Origin of the sequence: Rhizobium sp. CC-YZS058 (assembly GCF_034720595.1) — a bacterium.
Lineage (GTDB): Bacteria > Pseudomonadota > Alphaproteobacteria > Rhizobiales > Rhizobiaceae > Ferranicluibacter.
In genome coordinates this window covers 2,362,666-2,382,009 of the sequence record NZ_JAYESJ010000001.1, presented here as the reverse complement: position 1 = coordinate 2,382,009, position 19,344 = coordinate 2,362,666, and the positions used below count along the sequence as shown (strand labels likewise).

The 19,344-nt window shown below is 65.6% G+C and carries 24 protein-coding genes; 9 read left to right on the top strand and 15 right to left on the bottom strand.

Annotation, left to right across the window (positions count from 1 at the left end):
* Positions 1 to 14: 14 nt before the first annotated feature.
* The gene (locus tag U8330_RS11490) at positions 15 to 524 is read right to left on the bottom strand and encodes a hypothetical protein (protein ID WP_323105410.1); all 510 of its coding nucleotides are present in this window, start codon (positions 522 to 524) and stop codon (positions 15 to 17) included.
* A complete protein-coding gene (locus tag U8330_RS11485; protein WP_323105409.1) occupies positions 521 to 1,072 on the bottom strand; it encodes a CGNR zinc finger domain-containing protein in 552 nt (183 codons plus the stop codon). Before U8330_RS11485 ends, U8330_RS11490 begins: the two co-directional genes overlap by 4 nt.
* A gap of 59 nt (positions 1,073 to 1,131) precedes the next feature.
* Here U8330_RS11485 and U8330_RS11480 point away from each other — a divergent pair, with 59 nt between their 5' ends.
* The gene (locus U8330_RS11480; protein ID WP_323105408.1) at positions 1,132 to 2,028 is read left to right on the top strand and encodes a branched-chain amino acid ABC transporter permease; all 897 of its coding nucleotides are present in this window, start codon (positions 1,132 to 1,134) and stop codon (positions 2,026 to 2,028) included.
* Between the two features lie 29 nt (positions 2,029 to 2,057).
* Here the strand turns inward: U8330_RS11480 and U8330_RS11475 are convergent, their stop codons facing one another.
* The 3 genes from U8330_RS11475 to pgsA are packed head-to-tail and all read right to left on the bottom strand — an operon-like array spanning position 2,058 to position 3,400.
* A complete protein-coding gene (locus U8330_RS11475) occupies positions 2,058 to 2,531 on the bottom strand; it encodes a molybdenum cofactor biosynthesis protein MoaE (RefSeq protein ID WP_323105407.1) in 474 nt (157 codons plus the stop codon).
* Positions 2,532 to 2,535: 4 nt separating this feature from the next.
* Complete coding sequence (gene moaD, locus U8330_RS11470) at positions 2,536 to 2,790, bottom strand: molybdopterin converting factor subunit 1 (protein ID WP_323105406.1); 255 nt, start codon at positions 2,788 to 2,790, stop codon at positions 2,536 to 2,538.
* 1 nt (position 2,791) lies between these two features.
* Positions 2,792 to 3,400, bottom strand: coding sequence for a CDP-diacylglycerol--glycerol-3-phosphate 3-phosphatidyltransferase (pgsA, locus tag U8330_RS11465; protein ID WP_323105405.1), 609 nt, complete (start codon positions 3,398 to 3,400; stop codon positions 2,792 to 2,794).
* 268 nt (positions 3,401 to 3,668) lie between these two features.
* Here pgsA and U8330_RS11460 point away from each other — a divergent pair, with 268 nt between their 5' ends.
* Positions 3,669 to 4,169, top strand: a complete 501-nt coding sequence (locus U8330_RS11460; RefSeq protein WP_323105404.1) for an acyl-CoA thioesterase — start codon at positions 3,669 to 3,671, stop codon at positions 4,167 to 4,169.
* A gap of 13 nt (positions 4,170 to 4,182) precedes the next feature.
* On the opposite strand, the gene uvrC is transcribed toward U8330_RS11460, so the two are convergent.
* Positions 4,183 to 6,225 (bottom strand): excinuclease ABC subunit UvrC, encoded by a 2,043-nt coding sequence (gene uvrC, locus U8330_RS11455; protein ID WP_323105403.1) that lies wholly within the window; start codon positions 6,223 to 6,225, stop codon positions 4,183 to 4,185.
* On the bottom strand, positions 6,222 to 6,986 hold the full coding sequence (locus tag U8330_RS11450; protein WP_323105402.1) for an SDR family oxidoreductase: 765 nt from the start codon (positions 6,984 to 6,986) through the stop codon (positions 6,222 to 6,224). The genes uvrC and U8330_RS11450 overlap by 4 nt, the downstream gene beginning before the upstream one ends.
* 33 nt (positions 6,987 to 7,019) lie before the next feature.
* On the opposite strand from U8330_RS11450, the gene U8330_RS11445 reads away from it, so the two are divergent.
* Entirely contained in the window at positions 7,020 to 7,343 is a 324-nt protein-coding gene (locus U8330_RS11445) for a hypothetical protein (protein ID WP_323105401.1), read from the top strand.
* 14 nt (positions 7,344 to 7,357) lie between these two features.
* Positions 7,358 to 7,996 (top strand): outer membrane protein, encoded by a 639-nt coding sequence (locus U8330_RS11440; protein WP_323105400.1) that lies wholly within the window; start codon positions 7,358 to 7,360, stop codon positions 7,994 to 7,996.
* 81 nt (positions 7,997 to 8,077) lie between these two features.
* On the opposite strand, the gene U8330_RS11435 is transcribed toward U8330_RS11440, so the two are convergent.
* The 4 genes from U8330_RS11435 to U8330_RS11420 all read right to left on the bottom strand — a co-directional run bounded on the left by U8330_RS11435 (position 8,078) and on the right by U8330_RS11420 (position 10,778).
* A complete protein-coding gene (locus U8330_RS11435) occupies positions 8,078 to 8,668 on the bottom strand; it encodes a glutathione S-transferase (protein ID WP_323105399.1) in 591 nt (196 codons plus the stop codon).
* Positions 8,669 to 8,689: 21 nt separating this feature from the next.
* On the bottom strand, positions 8,690 to 9,367 hold the full coding sequence (locus U8330_RS11430) for a ribonuclease T2 family protein (RefSeq protein ID WP_323105398.1): 678 nt from the start codon (positions 9,365 to 9,367) through the stop codon (positions 8,690 to 8,692).
* A gap of 5 nt (positions 9,368 to 9,372) precedes the next feature.
* On the bottom strand, positions 9,373 to 9,822 hold the full coding sequence (locus U8330_RS11425; RefSeq protein WP_323105397.1) for a hypothetical protein: 450 nt from the start codon (positions 9,820 to 9,822) through the stop codon (positions 9,373 to 9,375).
* 80 nt (positions 9,823 to 9,902) lie between these two features.
* Positions 9,903 to 10,778: a 23S rRNA (adenine(2030)-N(6))-methyltransferase RlmJ gene (locus U8330_RS11420; protein WP_323105396.1), complete on the bottom strand. Its 876-nt coding sequence runs from the start codon at positions 10,776 to 10,778 to the stop codon at positions 9,903 to 9,905.
* Between the two features lie 68 nt (positions 10,779 to 10,846).
* Here U8330_RS11420 and U8330_RS11415 point away from each other — a divergent pair, with 68 nt between their 5' ends.
* Both U8330_RS11415 and U8330_RS11410 read left to right on the top strand, forming a co-directional pair.
* Entirely contained in the window at positions 10,847 to 13,009 is a 2,163-nt protein-coding gene (locus U8330_RS11415; protein WP_323107263.1) for a molybdopterin oxidoreductase family protein, read from the top strand.
* The gene (locus U8330_RS11410; RefSeq protein WP_323105395.1) at positions 13,006 to 13,602 is read left to right on the top strand and encodes an NUDIX domain-containing protein; all 597 of its coding nucleotides are present in this window, start codon (positions 13,006 to 13,008) and stop codon (positions 13,600 to 13,602) included. Before U8330_RS11415 ends, U8330_RS11410 begins: the two co-directional genes overlap by 4 nt.
* A gap of 2 nt (positions 13,603 to 13,604) precedes the next feature.
* On the opposite strand, the gene dcd is transcribed toward U8330_RS11410, so the two are convergent.
* Together dcd and U8330_RS11400 are read right to left on the bottom strand one after the other, a co-directional pair.
* Positions 13,605 to 14,138 carry a dCTP deaminase gene (dcd, locus tag U8330_RS11405; RefSeq protein WP_323105394.1) on the bottom strand — a complete coding sequence of 178 codons (534 nt, stop codon included), beginning with the start codon at positions 14,136 to 14,138 and terminating at the stop codon, positions 13,605 to 13,607.
* A 12-nt stretch (positions 14,139 to 14,150) separates the two neighbouring features.
* Positions 14,151 to 14,405, bottom strand: coding sequence for a hypothetical protein (locus tag U8330_RS11400; protein ID WP_323105393.1), 255 nt, complete (start codon positions 14,403 to 14,405; stop codon positions 14,151 to 14,153).
* A gap of 216 nt (positions 14,406 to 14,621) precedes the next feature.
* On the opposite strand from U8330_RS11400, the gene U8330_RS11395 reads away from it, so the two are divergent.
* Entirely contained in the window at positions 14,622 to 15,443 is an 822-nt protein-coding gene (locus U8330_RS11395; protein WP_323105392.1) for an alpha/beta hydrolase, read from the top strand.
* Between the two features lie 46 nt (positions 15,444 to 15,489).
* On the opposite strand, the gene purN is transcribed toward U8330_RS11395, so the two are convergent.
* Entirely contained in the window at positions 15,490 to 16,110 is a 621-nt protein-coding gene (gene purN, locus U8330_RS11390; RefSeq protein ID WP_323105391.1) for a phosphoribosylglycinamide formyltransferase, read from the bottom strand.
* Positions 16,107 to 17,177 carry a phosphoribosylformylglycinamidine cyclo-ligase gene (gene purM, locus U8330_RS11385; RefSeq protein WP_323105390.1) on the bottom strand — a complete coding sequence of 357 codons (1,071 nt, stop codon included), beginning with the start codon at positions 17,175 to 17,177 and terminating at the stop codon, positions 16,107 to 16,109. The genes purN and purM overlap by 4 nt, the downstream gene beginning before the upstream one ends.
* A gap of 261 nt (positions 17,178 to 17,438) precedes the next feature.
* On the opposite strand from purM, the gene U8330_RS11380 reads away from it, so the two are divergent.
* Together U8330_RS11380 and hdaA are read left to right on the top strand one after the other, a co-directional pair.
* A complete protein-coding gene (locus U8330_RS11380; protein ID WP_323105389.1) occupies positions 17,439 to 18,569 on the top strand; it encodes an AI-2E family transporter in 1,131 nt (376 codons plus the stop codon).
* Complete coding sequence (gene hdaA / locus U8330_RS11375) at positions 18,566 to 19,291, top strand: DnaA regulatory inactivator HdaA (RefSeq protein ID WP_323105388.1); 726 nt, start codon at positions 18,566 to 18,568, stop codon at positions 19,289 to 19,291. The genes U8330_RS11380 and hdaA overlap by 4 nt, the downstream gene beginning before the upstream one ends.
* Positions 19,292 to 19,344 lie beyond the last annotated feature (53 nt).

Here is a 19,344-nt window from a genome sequence, read left to right as displayed (position 1 = left end):
TGCTCCGGTCTTTTTCATGTCGGGCAGGCCCGCTCCGGTGTAAAATCCGTGGAGCCGTCGCCGCGAAACACATCCGGATTCGGCGCATAGAGCGGGCCGACCACCAGCGGCTTGGCCGGCAGGATCGTCTGGTCGTCGCTGGAGGTTACCGTCGTCTCCAGGCTCTGGAGGAGGCGGCCGTCTGCGGCGAAGAGCCGGATGCTGACGGCGTAGGGCCGGTCCTTGACCACGCAGTGCACCGGTGGGCTCTGCAGCGTGATGCGGGTTTCGACGGGGAAGACCTTTTGGCGCAGCACGAGCGGTGCGCCCTTTTGCGGATTTTCGAAGGTTGCCTCGATGATGCTGCCCTCCGGCAGGGCGGCGCTGCGGCTGAGCGTGACGAGATAGGTGGCGATCGCCACACGATAGTTGAAGACGAAAAGCCGTCCCGACAGGACGAGCGGCCCGGCCTCCTCCTGCCGCTGGCATCCGGGAAGGGCCGCGGCGAGGGTGAGCAGCAGCAGGAGGCGGGGGAAGTGGTTCATGGCACTTCCGCGGCCCGCCGGCGCTGGTAGTGGCGGCTGGCCTTCGCCCGGTTGCCGCACACCGCCATGTCGCACCAGAAACGAGTCCTGTTTCTGGAGCGGTCGAGAAAGAGCCAGCCGCACTGGCCGCAGATCTTCGTGCGCTCCGAGGCGGGGTCCGAGAGCAGGCGCATGGCCGAGTAGGCGCTCTGCGCCTCCAGCGCCTTTTCACTCGGCGCATGGCGCAGCGCATGGGACGCCGCATCCAGCAGCGACGCAAGCTGCGTCCGGTTTTCCTCTCCCAGAACCCGGCTTCGGAAGAAGACATCGATGCTTTCGCGCAGCGCGATAAGACGAGGGCGGTTGTCCGGCGCCGTCGGCTGCAGGCCGGACAGCAGCGGCGCGTCGGCGCTCAGCCGTGCCGCAGCGGCCGCAAAGGCATCGAGCGCCTCGGGGTCGGCGAAGCGGTCGACACGCCGGGCCGGATCGAAGCGCAGGATCACGCTGTTGGCGAGATCGAAGGCGAGCGCGCCGCCGGAGAAGCGGTGAGGGGTCCAGGAAAAAACCATCCGGCGATTATAACTGGCAAAATCAGTTTTGCCAGTTAGATTGGTGGCGGGAGGGGAGAATGGCCTATCTCGCACAACAGATTGCCAACGCCGTACCGCTGGCCGCGCTCTATGCCGCGCTCAGCTATGGTTATGCGCTGCTCTTCGGGCTTACGCGCCGGCCCGATCTCGCCTATGGCGCCCTGTTCGCCTTTGCCGGGCAGATCGGGCTCGTCGCTACCGATTGGGGCTGGAACCGGCTCTATCTCATTCTCCCTGCCGCACTTGCGCTCGGCGCTGCACTCGGCTTTCTCGCCGCGCTTGCGGCCGGTGTCGTCGTCGCGCGTGTGATCATGCCGCCGCTCCGCCACGGCGCACCCTATGCCGGCCTCATCGGCGGGCTCGCGGTAATGATCCTTCTGGGTGAGACCGGGCGGCTTGCCATGGAGAGCCACAGCCTCTGGCTTCCGCCGCTCCTCGCCGAGCCGGTCGTGTTCCTCGAAGAGGCCGGGTTCGGTGTGACGTTGACCCGACTGCAACTCTCAAACAGCGCGCTCCTCCTGTCGCTGATCCTGGTGCTGGAAGCCGTGCGACGGGCAAGCCGCATCGGCCGGATCTGGCAGGCCGTCTCGCAGGATCCGCTGGCCGCAAGGCTGTGCGGCGTCGATGCGGATGGCGTCATGCTGGTTGCAGCCGTCATGGGAAGCGCCATGGCCGGCCTCTGCGGCCTTGTCGCCACGGCGGCCTATGGAACGATGGACTTCGGAGCCGGGCTGGTCACGGGGCTGAAGGTGGTGGTGATCGCCGCCGCCGGCGGGCATGAGACGCCCTGGCGGGCGGCGGCGGGTGCCGCCGGTGTCGCTCTCGCCGAAACGCTGTGGAGCGGCTACGGGCAGAACCTCTGGCGCGACCCGGCCATCCTCTCCGCCCTCGTCCTCCTCCTGATCCTCTCCCGGCGCGAGCGGGCAGGGGCGTGAGGCGCTGCCGCTTGCAGACAGGGCAGAGCTCAGCCCTTCTCCGCCCATTTCTCCCGGGCGCGGTCGTCGGCGTCCTTGGCGCTGACCCATTGGCCGGCGGTGCCGTCCAGCGCGTGCTCCTTCTTCCAGAAGGGGGCGGAGGTCTTGAGGTAGTCCATGACGAAGGCTGCGCCGTCGAAGGCGGCCTGGCGGTGTGGCGCCGCGGCGGCCACCAGCACGATCCGCCCGCCCGGCGCGATGCGGCCATGGCGGTGGATGGCAATCAGGCCGTTCAGGGAGAAGCGCTGCACCGCCTGCACGCAGATGCGGCGGATTTCGGCCTCGGCCATGCCGGGATAGTGCTCCAGCTCGAGCGCGGCAAGCCGGCCGCCCTCATCGCGGCAAAGGCCGACGAAACTGGCAAGCCCGCCAATGTCACGCCGTCCTGCCGACAGGGCGTCGAGCTCGGCAGCCAAGTCGAAATCCTCGGGCTGGACGCGAACGGTGATGCGGGCGTCGGCCATCGCCTCAGCCGCCGGTCATCGGCGGAAACAGCGCGATCTCGCGCGGGTGTCCGATCGGCTCGTCATGCTCGACATGCTCCTGGTCGACCGCGACGCGGATCGCCGTTTCGTGTTCGAGCGCCAGCGCATGGGCCTCGTCCAGCGTCTTCAGGTGGCGGATCAGATCGCCTGCCGTCGTGACACCCTCGGGGAGCTCGATCTCTTCATCGCTGACGCCGATCTTCTCGCGCACCCAGGCAAAATAGACCAGTTTCACCATCTCATTCATCCACGATATGTTTCAGCCCGGCGCGGAAGTAATCATAGCCGGTATACATGGTGATGAGCGCCGCCACCCAGAGCAGGGCGATGCCGAGGCTGGTGGCAAGGCCGATCTCGGTGGCTTCCGGCGGAATGTTGTCAAGCGCGGGGCCGACGAGCAGGAGCGCGATTGCGACCATCTGCACCGCAGTCTTCCATTTGGCGATCCGCGTCACCGGCACGCTGACCTTCAGCGCCGCCAGATATTCGCGCAGGCCCGAGACCAGGATCTCGCGGCAGAGGATGATGATCGCTGCCCAGATCGTCCACCCGGCAATGGTTCGGTCGGCGGCCATCAGGAGCAGCACAGAGGCGACCAGCAGCTTGTCGGCGATCGGGTCGAGCATGCGCCCGATATTGGACGTCTGGTTCCAGATGCGCGCGAGATAGCCGTCCAGATAGTCGGTGATCGACGCGACCACGAACAAGACGAAGGCGGTCCAGCGGGCGAAGTCCGAACTCTGCAGCTTCCCCTCGATGAAGAAGCAGAGCACGATCAGCGGCACGGCAAGAATGCGCCCATAGGTCAGAAGGTTGGGAATATTGTAGGCGACGGGCACTCTGCGCATGGCGACGGGATCTCTGGCGTTTCGAGAGGCGATGAACGACGTTGAGGGCAGCTCGGTCAACCGCTTTTTCTGCGATGGGCTGGAATTGTGGCGGAATTGATCTGAACATGCCCTGAACCAAGGCGACATTCTTGGCCCTTCCGGCGACGGCGGACCGCGTGCAAGGCGCGGCCGTGACGGCGTTTTAGCAAGTCTGCGCTTTCGCTGTTGCGGTTTCGCGACGGCTGCCTATCCTCCCGGCACCGGAGCGGAACAAAGGGGGCAGGCGATGGATCGGGGACACGAGTCGAGCGAGCTCGAAATGGTCGTGCTGATGACGCCGGACATGGCCAATTTTTCCGGCAAGGTGCATGGCGGCGCGCTTCTGAATCTGCTCGATCGGGTTGCCTTCTCCTGTGCCTCGCGATTTTCCACCCGCTATGCGGTGACCCTGTCGGTCGATCAGGTCGTCTTCCGCCAGCCGATCCTCGTCGGCGAGCTGGTGACCTTCCGCGCAGCGATCAACTATGCCGGCCGCACGTCGATGGAGGTCGGCATTCGGGTCGAGGCGGAGAACATCCGCACCGGCGCCCGCCGCCACACCAATTCCTGCTACTTCACCATGGTGGCGGTGGACGAGGAGGGACGGCCGACCGCGGTTCCGCGCCATGTGCCGACGACGCCGGTCGGCGAACGCCGGCTGCGCGCCGCCGAGGCGAGGCGGGAGCTGCGCCGCGAGTTCGAAGCCCGCTTCCACGCGGCCGGCTCGGAAGGCGAGGCGGAGGCCTGAAAGGACATCGCGCTCAGCGCGGCTTCGCCCCGTCCTCGTGGAAGTGATCATAGACCAGGCGCGCCACGGCTTCCGAAATCCCTTCGACCGAAATCAGATCGTTGATGCCGGCGCGGGAGACGGCCTTGGCGGTGCCGAAGTGATGCAGGAGCGCACGTTTCCGCGTCGGCCCGATGCCGGCGATCTCGTCGAGCGGGCTCTTGACCATTTCCTTCTTGCGCCGCGCCCGGTGCGAGCCGATGGCGAAGCGGTGCGCCTCGTCGCGCATGCGCTGGATGAAGTAGAGAACCGGGTCGCGCGGCGGCAGGGAGAAGCCCTCGCGCCCGCCCGGCGGGAAGAAGCGCTCGCGCCCCGCATCGCGGTCGACGCCCTTGGCGACGCCGATCGCCACCACGCAGTCCTCGATGTCGAGCTCCTTGAGAATCGCCCGCACCGCGGTCATCTGGCCCTGGCCGCCGTCGATCAGGATCACGTCCGGCCAGGCGGGGAAGGCGGCATCCTCGGCCGGTTCGGCGCTGCGGTCGGGCTTGCCCTCTTCCTTCAGGAGCCGCGTGAAGCGCCGCGTCATCACTTCGCGCATCATGCCAAAGTCGTCGCCGGGCGTGATGTCGGTCGATTTGATGTTGAACTTGCGGTAATGCGCCTTGGCGAAACCCTCCGGCCCCGCCACCACCATGCCGCCCACCGCATTGGTGCCCATGATGTGCGAGTTGTCGTAGATCTCGATCCGCCGCGGCACGCGATCGAGCGAGAAGGTTGCGGCGAAACCTTCGAGCAGGCGCGCCTGCGAGGCGGTTTCGGCGAGCTTGCGGCCATGCGCCTCGCGGGCATTGGCAACCGCATGATCGACCAGATCCTTCTTCTCGCCGCGCTGGGGCGTCAGAATCATTACCTTGAAGCCGGATTTCTCGCTCAGCGCTTGGGCCAGCAGCTCCTGCTCCTCGACCGTATCGCCGAGCAGGATCTGCCGGGGGCAGGGCTTGTCGTCGTAAAACTGCGCGAGGAAGGCGGAGAGCACCTCCTGCGGCGTCAGCGTCGGATCGGCCTTGGGGAAATAGGCGCGGTTGCCCCAGTTCTGCCCGGTGCGGAAGAAGAAAACCTGGATACAGGACACGCCGCCCTCGTGGTGGATGGCGAAGACATCCGCCTCCTCGACGCCGGACGGATTGATGCCCTGATGTGCCTGGACATGGCTAAGCGAGGCCAGCCGGTCGCGATAGAGTGCGGCGCGTTCGAAATCGAGGTCCTCCGATGCCTCGCTCATCGCCTTGGCAATGGTCGCCTTCACGGCCTGGCTCTTGCCCGACAAAAAGTCCTTCGCCTCCGAAACCAGCTCGGCATAGTCCTCGTCGCTCACCTCGCGGGTGCAGGGGCCGGAGCAGCGCTTGATCTGATGCAAGAGGCAGGGGCGGGTGCGGCTTTCGAAGACGCTGTCTGTGCAGGTGCGCAGCAGGAAGGCGCGCTGCAGCGAATTGATCGTGCGCCCGACGGCGCCGGCCGAGGCGAAGGGCCCGAAATACTGCCCCTTGCGGCTGCGCGCACCGCGATGCTTGTAGAGCGCCGGCGCCCGGCTGTCGCCGGTGATCAAGATATAGGGAAAGGACTTGTCGTCGCGCAGCAGCACATTGTAGCGCGGCCGAAGGCGCTTAATCAGGTTCGCTTCCAGCAGCAGCGCTTCGATCTCGGTGCGCGTCGTCACGAACTCCATGTTCGCGGTCTCGCGGATCATCCGGGCGATGCGGTTGGAATGGCCGCGCCCTTGCGCGTAATTGCTCACCCGCTTCTTCAGGCTGCGGGCCTTGCCGACGTAAAGCACGTCGCCCGCCTCGTTGAACATGCGGTAGACGCCGGGATTGTTCGGCAGATGCTTCACATAGGCCTGGATCAGCGGCGCGCCGCGCAGCCCGTCGGGCACCGGCGCGGTCTCCGCCCAGTCGATCGGCAAGGCAGGGGCGGCGCTTTCCGCGCTCTCGGCGCCGTCCAGCGCATCGTCCTCGTCGTCGAGTGCCGTCTCGTCATACACAATGCCGCCGTCATCCGGCGTTCGTCCGTTCATTCCACAATCTCCAGGAGATCCGGCGTTTCCCACGCCAGATGCTGCCCGCCATCGAGCGCGATCATCTGACCGGTGATCGACGGCGTGTCGAACAGGTAGCGGATCGTGCGGCCGAAATCCTCGAGCCCGGGGCCCAGTTTGAGGATCAGCGCGTCGATCTGCGCCCGAAAGTCGTCCTCGCTCTGGCGCTCGTTCGGCAGGGTCGGCCCCGGGCCGATGCCGTTGACGCGGATCGCCGGTGCCAGCGCCTGCGCCATGGTCACCGTCGCCGTCAGAAGCGCGGACTTGGACAGCATATAGGAATAAAATCTCGGATTGGGAGCCCAGACGCGCTGGTCGATCATATTGACCACGAGCCCCGCCGCATCATTTGGCAACTGCGCGGCGAAGAGACCCGTCAGCACGGACGGCGCTTTGACATGCAGGGCGAAGTGACGGTCCCAGACGGTCTCATCGAAGGCGTCGAGGCTATCCTTGGCAAAGACCGAGGCATTGTTGACCAGCAGCCCGATCGGCCCGAGCGCCGAAGCTGCGGCCGCCATGAGACCGGGCAGGGCCGCAACATTCGCCAGATCGCCACCGACAGCGGCCGCGCGGCCGCCCCGGTCGCGGATCGTCGCAGCCAGCGCCTCGGCCTCGCCCGTGGAGCCGTGGGCATGGATCGCCACGGCGAAACCATGGCTGGCCAGATCCTCGACGATGGCGCGGCCGATGCGGCGGGCGCCGCCGGTCACCAGCGCTGTTTTTAGGGGGTGTCGCACGCAGTCTCCCTCTTCGAAAGATTCGGGTGGGTGATGCGTGAGCATATAGGCGCCGCGCGCCTGCAGCAAAAGCCGGCTGACGAAACGTTACCAAGCTGTGAAGAAAGTGTACCGAATTCAGCGTTTTCCAAGCGAAACAAAGTAACCATGCAAGTAACGCGTGCCATGGTTAACAAACTGCCTGTGGCGGTGCAGCAACATCGTTTTTCAGCCATGTCTCTGCCTCAATCATTTCACAATTCGGCTCTTGGAAATCCGCATTTGGACAGCAATTTCCAACTCAACCGGGCAGGGTTGATTTCAATTTTGCCGGTGCCCCGGAAAGGGACGCCGCGCCGCGACCTGGTTTCGGAATGATAAGGAGACTTAGTATGCGTACTCTCATCACCACTCTCATGGCATCCGCCATGTCGTTCGCCGCCTTCTCGGCCGCACAGGCCGCCGATGCGATCGACGAAGTGCCGGCCGCTCCGGCTGCCGCCTACAGCGAGCCGGTCGTCAAGAACTGGTCTGGCGCCTATGTCGGTGGTACGGCCAACTGGAACCACGGCGAGTTCAAGGCCACGGGCGACCGCACGGCGGCCGGCTTCGGCGGCGGTCTCTACACCGGCTACAACATGCAGAACGGCCAGATCGTCTACGGTGCCGAAACCGACATCAACTACCAGGATACGGATGTCGACGGCGATGCTCGCTCGATGAAGCAGGGCGTCAACGGCTCGCTGCGTGCCCGCGTCGGCTATGACCTGAACCCGGTTCTCGTCTACGGCACCGCCGGTGTTGCCGCTGCCGACATCAAGGCTCGCCAGAATGGCGGTTCCGACAGCAAGACTGCAATCGGCTGGACGGCCGGCGGCGGTGCGGAAGCCTTCGTCACCGACAACATCACGGCCCGCGTCGAGTACCGCTACACCGACTACGGCTCCAAGAGCTTCGACGTCCCCGGCCGCAACTTCTCCTCCGGCTATGACGAACACAGCGTCAAGGTCGGCATGGGCGTGAAGTTCTAAGCAAGCCACCGTCGCAAGACAGAACAACGCCGCCCCGGCTCCCGCCGCGGGCGGCGTTTTCGCGTCCGTGCCGAGACGCTTTCAAGCCTTGAACAGGCTGTAGTCCGGGAAATGCTTCTCGAATTTCTTCGGCCATTTGGCGAGCTTCGGTCGTCCCGCCTGCCATTCGCCTTCGAAGCGCAGTTCTATGTAGCGCAGCATGGCGGCGAGCGCGAAGTGGCCGGCGTGCAGGCGCGTGCCGATTTTCGGCAGATGGGCCTCCAGATGGTCGAGGCCGCGGCTGACCTTTTCCCATTGCCGGTCGATCCAGGGCTGATGCACCTTTTCCGGCGGGTGGAAGCGTTTCTCGTAGACGACCGCAAGCAGGCTGTCGCAGATCCCGTCGCACAGCGCCTCGAGGATCTCCGCGTCGAGCCGCTTTTCGGCATTGCGCGGCATCAGCTTGCCGCCGCTCTCGCGATCCAGGAAGCGGGTGATGACGCTGCTGTCATAGATCGCCCGCCCATCGTCCAGCACCAAGGTCGGGATCTTGCCGAGCGGGTTGCTGGCGATCAGATCCGGCGGGTTGGAGGTCGTGTCCGTCAGGACGTTCTCCACCGCCACGCCGGCATAATGAGCCGCCATGCGGGCCTTGGTGGAATAGGGGGAGGCGGGGGAATAATGCAGCTTCATCGGCGGGCCCTTTGATCGCGGTCAGCGGGAGGAGGGAATGGTGAGTGTGCGGGCGCGGCACCCGGCGCGGTCCACCTCGCGGCAGGCGCGGAAGTCGAGATCCTTGGTCAGGCAGATCCTCACTTCATCGAGTTTCCCACCGTCGCAGGTCACCGCCAGGCCATCCGGCGTGAGCCCTGGATTGGCCTCCGTCAGCAGGCGCTCGATGGCGGCGGGCGTCAGGCGCTCCTCCGCATCGTTGAGGGCCGGCGGGAGGGTGATGCGTTCACGGGCGGCACGCAGCGTCTGAAAATAATCGGCCTGCGACAGGCCCGAGCAGGTGCCATGCTTGCGCCACTGGTGGCCGATCAACCCCATCGACGGCATGAGGTCGAAGAGGCTGCGCCCCAGCCGCTCCGGCACGCGGGCCGGCTCGGAGCTGCGGCAAAATTGCGGAAAGCCGCTTTCCGCCTGCGGCCACAGACCGTGGACGATGAAGCCATGGGCCTTGCGGCACTGGGCCGTGCGCGCCCCGCGGTCGTTCTCGGCGCACCAGCTGGGCGACCAGGAGAGCGACAGGACGTAGAAATCGAAGGCGGAGGCGGCGTGGTCCGCCTGCGGGGCACGCTCTGCCCGCCCGCTGCCGAAGATCGGCGTCTGCGAGGCTGCCGGCGGCACGGAGGAGACCAGCAGTGCAAGCGCGGCAAGCGCGCCGCGCACGGACCTCACTGCAGCGAGGCGCAGTGCGCGCCATAGACATAGCCAGGGTCGAGGCCCAGAAGGCAATATTCGGTCTTCGAGCCGGTGCCGGCGAAGGCCCAGTCGCTTTCGATCAGATACCACATGGGCCGCACGACGCCGTCGCTGGTCAGCGCTGCCGCACCGCACCATTGCCGGCCGACCAGATGAAGCTTGTCCTTGCGCTGCGCGCGGCGCAGATGCATGTCGCGGATCTCGACAATGGCGATATCGGAGCGCAGCGCGTTGGCCGCCGTATAGTCGAAGCGAGTGACGATCGTGGACAGGACGGACGGATCTGCGCAGGCGCCGGATGCGGCCTTGCCCGGCACCACCCGGTAGGCCGGAGCCGCCGGACCGAGATCGGCCGCGAAGGCGGAGGTGACGGACGCGACGCCGAGCAGCGCCCCCACCAGAGACGATATCCATCCGGTCATGGCCAGGCCTCGATCCTTCTTCGCTGACGCCGCGATGTCTTTGCGTGTGGCTGGACTCTGCGTCGGTGGCCGGCGTGCCGTCAAGCCTCATCCGCGCGCGGCGCCACTGTTTCGCCCGACAGCCAGAACAGCCGCGTCCCCGCAAAACGATCCTGCGCCAGGCGTTCTTTCAGGAAAGGCAGGAGGCGCGAGAGCTCGTCCTTCAGCGTGAAGGGCGGGTTGACGAGGATCAGCCCGGAGCCGGAAAGCCCGGTCGTCTCCCTATCGCTGCGCAGGCTGAGTTCGGCACAGAGCATCTTCGGAATGCCGAGCGCCTTGAGGCTCTCGTGGAAGTCCTCGATCGGCGCACCGCGCTTCAACGGATACCAGAGGCAGTACAGGCCGCCGGGGAAGCGGCGATAGGCCTTGGCGAGATGGCGGGCCATGCGGGCATAGTCGTTTTCCTGCTCGAAGGGCGGATCGACCAGCACCAGCCCGCGCTTCTCCTTGGGCGGCAAGTGGGCACCGAGCGCCAGCCAGCCGTCGAGTTCGGTGATGCGGCTCTGATAATCGCCGTCGAACAGCCGGTGCAGGGTGGCGAAATCGTCCGGATGCAGCTCCATCGCCGCCAACCGGTCCTGCGGCCGAAGGAGCATGCGGGCGAGTTTGGGCGAGCCCGGATAGAAACGCACGCCGCCCTCGGGGTTCAGCTCCGCAACGGCATCGAGATAGGGGGCGAGCAGGGAGGCGACGGCGTCGGGAATCGGCACGTCGAGCAGCCGGCCGATCCCGTCGCGCCATTCGCCTGTCTTCTGCGCTTCCTCGGAGGACAGGTCGTAAAGGCCGATGCCGGCATGGGTGTCGAGCACCCGGAAGGCCTTGTCCTTCTGCTTGAGATAGGTGACCAGCCGGGCGAGGACCGCATGCTTGAGCACGTCCGCCACATTGCCCGCGTGATAGATATGCCTGTAATTCATCGGTCTCTTGAATGGCGTTGATGAAAACTTGAGATGCATCCGGAAACGCGCTTCCGGGGCTTGATCGCCTGTCCTATAGAAACCGCATGACTGTTGCGACCCCCATCATCTCCGAAAAGCCGGCCCGCGGCACGGCCCGCTACGCGGCCTCCGTCTGTCCGCATGATTGTCCCTCGGCCTGCGCACTGGAAGTGGAGCTCACGCAGGACGGCCGGATCGGCCGCCTGCGGGGCGCGGCCGACAACAGCTATACGGCCGGCGTCATCTGCGCCAAGGTCGCCCGCTATACGGAGCGGATCTATCATCCCGCCCGGCTTCTGCAGCCGAAGCGGCGCATCGGCGCCAAGGGCGGCGGCGACTGGCAGGAGATCGGCTGGGACGATGCGCTCGACCTCGTGGCCGAGGCCTTCCTGAAGGCGGAAGCCCGGCACGGCAGCGAGGCGGTCTGGCCCTATTTCTATGCCGGCACCATGGGCCAGGTGCAGCGCGATTCAATCGAGCGGCTGCGCCATGCCAAGCGCTATTCCGGCTTCTTCTCCTCGATCTGCACCAACCCGGCCTGGACCGGCTTCACCATGGCGACCGGCGCGCTGCGCGGACCGGACCCGCGCGAAATGGCGAAATCGGACTGCGTGGTGATCTGGGGCACGAACGCGGTCTCCACCCAGGTCAACGTGATGACCCACGCCATCAAGGCCCGCAAGGATCGCGGCGCCAAGATCGTCGTCATCGACATCTACGACAATCCGACGATGAAGCAGGCGGATCTGGCGCTGATCCTGCGGCCCGGCACCGATGGGGCGCTTGCCTGCGCCGCAATGCACATCGCCTTCCGCGACGGCTATGCCGACCGAGCCTATCTCGCCAGCCATGCCGATGACCCGCAGGGGCTGGAAGCGCATCTGAAAAGCCGGGATCCGGCCTGGGCGTCCGCAATCACCGGTCTCTCCATCGAGGAGATCGAGGCCTTCGGCCGGCTGGTTGGCACGACGCCGCGGAGCTTCTTCCGCTTGGGCTACGGCTTCACCCGCCAGCGCAACGGCGCGGCCGCCATTCACGCGGCGGCAAGCCTGCCGACCGTGCTCGGTTCCTGGAAGCACGAGGGCGGTGGCGCCTTCCATTCCAACAACGATATCTTCCGCTTCGACAAGCGGGCGCTGCTCGGCACGGCGCTGCGCGACGACACGATCCGCATGCTCGACCAGTCGCAGGTCGGCCGTGTGCTGACCGGCGATGCGCAAGCTCTGCGCGGCGGCGGCCCGGTCACCGCCATGCTGATCCAGAACACCAATCCGGTGAACGTCGCGCCGGAGCAGCGGCTGGTGAAGCAGGGTTTCCTGCGGGACGATCTTTTCGTCGCGGTGCACGAACAGTTCATGACTGACACGGCGCTTGTCGCCGATCTCGTGCTGCCGGCCACGATGTTCCTCGAGCATGACGATCTCTATCGCGGCGGCGGGCACCAGCATGTGCTGCTCGGCCCGAAACTGATCGAGCCGCCGGACAGCGTGCGCACGAACCTCTTCGTGATCGAGGAACTCGCCAAGCGCCTGGGCGTCGCCGATCAGCCGGGCTTCGGGCGCGACGAGCGGGCGCATATCGAGGCGATCCTCGCGCCCTATGGCATCGGCTTCGATGGGCTGAAGGCGGAGAAGTGGCTCGACGTCCAGCCGGATTTCGAGACGGCGCATTTCATCCACGGCTTCGGCCACCCCGACGGCCGCTTCCGCTTCCGCGCCGACTGGCGCACGACGCCGGCGCCGAACCGGCCGCCGGAGACCGTCGGCCTGCTTGGCCCGGTCGAAAGCCTGCCGGCCTTCCCCGATCACATGGAAACGATCGAGGCGGCCGACGCCGCGCATCCCTTCCGGCTCGCCACCTCGCCGGCACGCTCCTTCCTCAATTCGACCTTTGCTGAAACCCCGTCCTCCGTCAGTCGCGAAGGCCGGCCGGAAGCGATGATCCATCCGGAGGATGCCGCGGCCCTCGGCATTCTCGAGGGCGATATCGTCAAGCTCGGCAACCAGCGCGGCGAGATCCGGCTGCATGCGCGGCTCGGCGGCGGTGCGCGCCGGGGCGTGGTGATCGCCGAAGGGCTCTGGCCGAACGGCGCCCATCTCGACGGCGAAGGAATCAACGTGCTCACCGGCGCGGATCCTGTCGCCCCCTATGGCGGCGCCGCCTTCCACGACAACCACATCTGGCTGAAGAAGGACATGTCCGCGCAATGACCAAATTCGATGCCGTGAAGGTCGAGGTTCTCAAGGACGAGACGCTGTCCAAGAACTGGTATCACCTGCGCAATGTGACCGTTGCCTATACCGGCACGGATGGGCGCACGCGCAAGCTCAAGCGCGAGACCTATGACCGCGGCAACGGCGCGACGATCCTGCTCTATGATCCCGAGCGCGACAGCATCGTGCTCGTGCGCCAGTTCCGCGTGCCGCCCTTCATGAACGGCCACTCCGGCATCCTTCTCGAAACGCCAGCCGGCCTTCTGGATGGCGACGAACCGGCCGAGGCCATCCGTCGCGAGGTGATGGAGGAAACCGGCTACCAGGTCGACGCGGTCCGCCACCTCTTCCAGGCCTTCATGTCACCGGGCGCGGTGACCGAGATCGTCCATTTCTACGCCGCAACCGTTAAAAGCGGCGACCGCATCGCCACCGGCGGCGGTGTGGCGACGGAAGACGAGGACATCGAGGTGGTCGAACTCCCCCTCGACCAGGCGCTGGCCATGATCCCCACCGGTGAGATCTGCGACGGCAAGACCATCATGCTGCTGCAATGGGCGGCGCTGAACCGGGCGAGTTTGCGGGGGTAGCCTTACTCCGACTGCCCCGAAAAGATGCCGGAATAGCCTCGTTCCGGCGTGCCAGTCGTCATCTCGAATACCAGCTGGCAGACATACATTTCGGGCGTGAGTTCGATTTCGTAAGGTCCGAAGTTGTACATTTCCAGCTGGATCTGCCCCGTAAATCCGGAATGGATCACGGGAGCCGTGACATGGATGCTGATGCCTAGGCGTGCAAGAGAACTCTTTCCTTCGACTCGTGCAGCGAGGCGCGATTTGAACGGGATGACGACCCGTTCACGTGTCCAGGCCAACACGAATGCACCCGGCGCAAGTTTGAAGGGACCTTTATGCCCTTCCTGAAGATCAGAGATCTTCGAGTAGCTATACCCCGACTTGCCGGGGCTGATTGTCATGCCTGGCATCGCTTTCCACGTTTTAAATGTGTCGGAAAGCTTCAGGTCGATGCTCGTCGACGAAACGGCAACTTCAAGATCGGGCAACGGGGTAATTTCAAAAAGATGATCTTTCAATGCAATCCGGATTTCCCGATCGATCAGGATCATCTCGTTGCTCCACTAAGCGGCGATTGAATCCTTGATGATATTGTCTTCGTGCACCCAGGCACGCATGCGACCCGAGCTGGCTTCACGGGGTAATTCGACGAGGAACGCCTCGTTTCGACGGGTGATTGCTTCGCCGACGTCCACCGACCCTTCTTTAAGAATTGTCATGTCGACGATGACTTCCTCTGGTCCTGCAAGCGTGTCGACGAGGATGACAGCTTCGGACGGCCCTGGTCCTGCCATCACCCATTTGTAACGAACCAACATGCTTCTTCTCCTTTGATCTGCAGCTTTTTAGAGTGTGCGCGGAAAAGAAGAGTCGCGCCAGAACTGTCTGATCAAAAAATCGCGGCGGGATGGAGCTAGCCGCCTCGACACCGTCTGGCGCGCCCGACTCGTGAATCGACGTACGGTCACGATTTAGGAACATCTTCTTCCCGCGCCCGTTTTCGGCAGGACATTTCCAGGAAAAGGGTATTTGCAATGACCATGATTGAAACGCGCTCGGGCACCAAGCTCTATGTGAAGGAGTGGGGGCAGGGGCGGCCGGTGGTGTTGCTGCATGGCTGGCCGCTTTCGGCGGACAGCTGGGACGATTTTGCCTATGCGGCTGCCAACCAGGGCTTCCGGGCCATCGCCTACGACCGGCGCGGCTTCGGCCGGTCGGAGCAGCCCTGGGACGGCTACGACTACGACACGCTGGCCGACGACCTCGCCGATGTGCTGCAGGCCACCAGGGCTGAGGATGCCGCGCTGTTCGGCTTCTCCATGGGCGGCGGCGAGGTTGCGCGCTACATGTCCCGCCATGGTGGCCGTGGTGTCTCCAAGGCGGCGCTGATCGCCTCCGTCGTGCCCTATATGCTCCAGACCAGCGACAATCCCGACGGGACACCGCAATCGACCTTCGACGGCATGACCAAGGGCATGCTCGAGGATCGGGCGCATTTCTTCCATAGCTTCTTCAAGAGCTTCTACGGCGTCGGCGTCTTCACCGGTTCGGTCAGCGACGAGGTCATCGACTGGTCGGTCAACCAGTCGATGATGGCGGGCCTGAAGCCGACGCTCGCCTGCGCGGAAGCCTTCGCCACGACCGATTTCCGGCCGGACCTCGCGCATTTCCGCGTGCCGACGCTGATCATCCACGGCACCAGCGATGCGACGGTGCCGATCGACGCCGCAGCGCGCGCGGCGCATGCCGGCATCCCCGGGTCGACTCTGATCGAGTATGACGGCGGCCCGCACGGCCTGTTCGCTTCACACAAGGAGCGGCTGACGCAGGATCTGCTCGATTTCCTGCGCCGATAGACGAACCGGACCTGGGTGCTCCTGCGGGTGCCCAGGATCGTCTCCGTCAGGCGCGGTCCATGGTGACGGCGCCTGATGCGACCAGCGCCAAGGCGTCTGCATAGAGGCGATGCTCCTCGACTAGCACGCGGGCCGCGAGTGCCTCGGCCGTGTCGCCGCGGAGCACAGGTACGCGGGCCTGCAGGATCACCGGACCCTCATCCATGCCTTCCGTCACGAAATGCACGGTGCAGCCGGCCTCCGCCATGCCCGCGTCGATCGCGCGCTGGTGGGTGTGCAGGCCGGGGAAAGCGGGGAGCAGGGAGGGGTGGATGTTGAGGATCCGGCCTTCGAAGCGCTTGATGAAGGCGCCGCTCAACAGCCGCATATAGCCCGCCAGGCAGAGAAGATCCGGAGAGAGCGTTTCGAGATAGGCGAGGATTGCGGCTTCATGCGCGGCCTTGTCGGCAAAATCCTTGCGCTCGAAGACGGCCGTCGGAACGCCGCGCGCCGCCGCCTTGAGCAGACCGCCGGCCGCGGCCTTGTCGGAGACGACGCCAATGATCTCGGCCGGGAAATCCGGCTTCTCCGCGGTATTCAGCAGGGCGACCATGTTCGAGCCGCTGCCGGAAATGAAGACGACGACGCGCTTGCGCCCGGCGATCGGGCCTTGACCCGCCCCGCTCACAGCGTCAGCGTTCCGGAATAGAGGGTGCCCGGCGCGCCCTCTTGCCGGGCGACCATGCGGCCGAGCGTGAAGACCGTTTCGCCCTCTGCGGTCAGGATCTCGCCGACACGCGCGGCATCCTCCGCCGCCACGACGGCGATCATGCCGACGCCGCAGTTGAAGGTGCGCAGCATTTCCTTCGCCTCCACGTTGCCGGTGGCGGAGAGCCAGGAGAAGACGGCGGGAACGGGCACGGCGGCAAGGTCGATCTCGGCGGCGAGATGGTTCGGCAGCACGCGCGGAATGTTTTCGGGAAAGCCGCCGCCGGTAATGTGGGCGAGCGCCTTGACGGCACCGGTCTCGCGGATCGCCTTGAGGAGCGGTTTCACATAGATGCGCGTCGGCGTCATCAGCCGCTCGGCCAGCGTGCCATCGCCGAACGGGGCCGGGGCATCCCAGGCAAGGCCGGACAGGGCGACGATGCGCCGGACGAGGGAATAGCCGTTGGAATGGACGCCGGAGGAGGCGAGGCCGAGAATGACGTCGCCCTCGGCGAGATCGCCGGCCGGCAGCAACTGGCCACGCTCGGCCGCGCCCACGGCAAAGCCTGCGAGATCGTAATCGCCGTCGGAATACATGCCCGGCATTTCCGCCGTTTCACCGCCGATCAGCGCGCAGCCCGCCTCCCGGCAGCCGCTGGCGATGCCCGCGACGATCGCCGCGCCCTGGTCGGGATCGAGCTTGCCTGTGGCGAAATAGTCGAGAAAGAACAGGGGCTCGGCGCCCTGGACCACGAGATCGTTGACGCACATGGCGACGAGGTCGATGCCGACGGTGTCATGGCGGTCGGCCTCGATGGCGATCTTGAGCTTGGTGCCGACGCCGTCATTGGCGGCGACGAGGACCGGATCGGTGAACCCCGCAGCCTTGAGGTCGAAGAGGCCGCCGAAGCCGCCGATCTCGCCATCCGCGCCCGGCCGGCGGGTGGAGCGCACATGCGGCTTGATCTTCTCGACCATCAGGTTTCCGGCGTCGATATCGACACCCGCATCGCTGTAGGTCAGCCCGTTCTTGCCCGGCTCGCTCATGCTTGAAAGTCTCCGATCGGCCACGTTTGCCTGCGATTGGCATCAAAGCGCGCGAAGTGCAAGCTTGCGCAGCGCGGCAAAGCCGGGTTTTCACCGCTGTCAACGTGCAAATGAGGTCCGGCGCTTCTGTCGTGGCCGCATTTCCGCCTTCGCCGCCCGACACCCTTGACCCGTGCGGGCGGCGCGGCCTATCTCGACACGAACTCGAACGTCTGACGACGCGCCCATCAGGCGCGGCTGCAACCTCGGCGGAGCCTGCCCATGGCCTTGCGTTTCTCCGGCTCCACCTTTCGCCAGCACGTGCTCTTCTGGCTGGGCTTCTTCGCCGTCTTCATCCTGTTCCTCTATGTCTTCTCCTCGATCCTGCTGCCGTTCCTCGCCGGCATGGCGCTCGCTTATTTTCTCGATCCGGTGGCCGACTGGCTGGAGCGGCGGGGTTTGAGCCGGTTGATGGCGACGGTGCTGATCCTCGTCTCCTTTCTGGTGCTCTTCGCCGCCTCGCTGATCCTCATCATCCCGATCATCTTCACCCAGGCCTCGCAATTCATCGCCAAGATCCCGGATTACGTCGCGGCCCTGCAGGATTTCGCCGCCAGCGAGCATGCCGACCTCTTGCCGGACTGGCTGCAGCGGCAGATCCCGGAAATCCGCCAGAACTCCTCGCGGCTGCTGACCCAAGGGGCGAGCTTTCTCGGAACGCTCGTGACCCAGCTCTGGAACTCGGGCGTCGCGCTGCTCGACATCATCTCGCTGTTCATCGTCACGCCGGTCGTGGCCTTCTACCTGCTGCTCGACTGGGACCGCATGATCGCCAAGGTCGACAGCTGGGTGCCGCGCAGCCAGCTTGGCAATGTGCGCCGCATCGCGGCCGATATGGACGGGTCGATCGCCGGGTTCGTGCGCGGGCAGGGCTCGCTCTGCCTCATCCTCGGGCTCTATTACGGGATCGGGCTCACGCTGGCGGGGCTCAATTTCGGCCTGTTGATCGGCTTCTTCTCCGGCATGATCAGCTTCATCCCCTATGTCGGCTCCATGGTCGGGCTGATCCTCGCCGTCGGCGTGGCACTGGTGCAGTTCTGGCCGGATTACCCCTGGGTCATCCTCATCGCCTGCATCTTCTTCTCCGGCCAGTTCCTCGAGGGCAATATTCTGCAGCCGAAGCTGGTGGGAACGAGTGTCGGCCTGCATCCGGTCTGGCTCATGTTCGCGCTCCTGGCCTTCGGCACGCTGTTCGGCTTCGTCGGCCTGCTGGTGGCCGTGCCGGCAGCGGCCGCTTTGGGCGTGCTCGTGCGCTTTGCGCTGGCGCGCTATCTCGACAGCGACCTCTATAACGGCACCACCCGGCCGACGACGATCGAAGCCGCGCCCAATGTGCCGGACCGGCTGACATGACGGCGAAGCGCAGCGAACAATTGCCGCTGGCGCTCGATCATCCGCCACAGCTCGGCCGCGAGGATCTGCTCGATTCGCCGGTGCTCGCCGCGGCGATCGCGATCGTCGATCGCTGGCCGGACTGGCCGTCGCCGGTCGTCGTGCTGGTCGGCCCGCCGGGCTCGGGCAAGTCCCACCTCGCGGCGATCTGGGCGGAGGCGAGCGGCGCTGGCGCTATCCGCGCCGAGGCCGGCGGCGACGCCGCCGATCTGGCGGCCTCTGCGCCGGTTCTCCTGGAGGATGCCGACCGCACCGGCTTCGACGAGACGAGCCTGTTCCACACGATCAACAGCGTGCGCGAACATGGAACGGCGCTGATGATCACCGCCCGCAGCCGGCCATCGCGCTGGGGCGTGCAGCTGCCCGATCTCGCCTCGAGGCTCAAGGCCGCGACCGTGGTCGAAATCGGCGCGCCGGATGACGACCTCGTGGCGCGGCTTCTGGTGAAACTTTTCGCCGATCGCCAGCTTTTCCCAGACGACCGGCTGATCGCCTATCTCGTCGCCCGCATGGAACGCTCCATGGAGGCGGCCCGTGCACTGGTGGAGACGATGGACCGGCTGGCGCTCGCCCGCGGCGTTCGGCTGAGCCGGGCGCTGGCGGCGGAGGCTCTGGAACGGATCGGGCATGGAGACGGGGGAAAAGACAAGGCGGATGAAGGCGATGGCGATGGTCGGCATTGACTGTCACAGTTCCGTCGTCAAACTCGGATAGCTGCATGCGCATCGGGTAATAG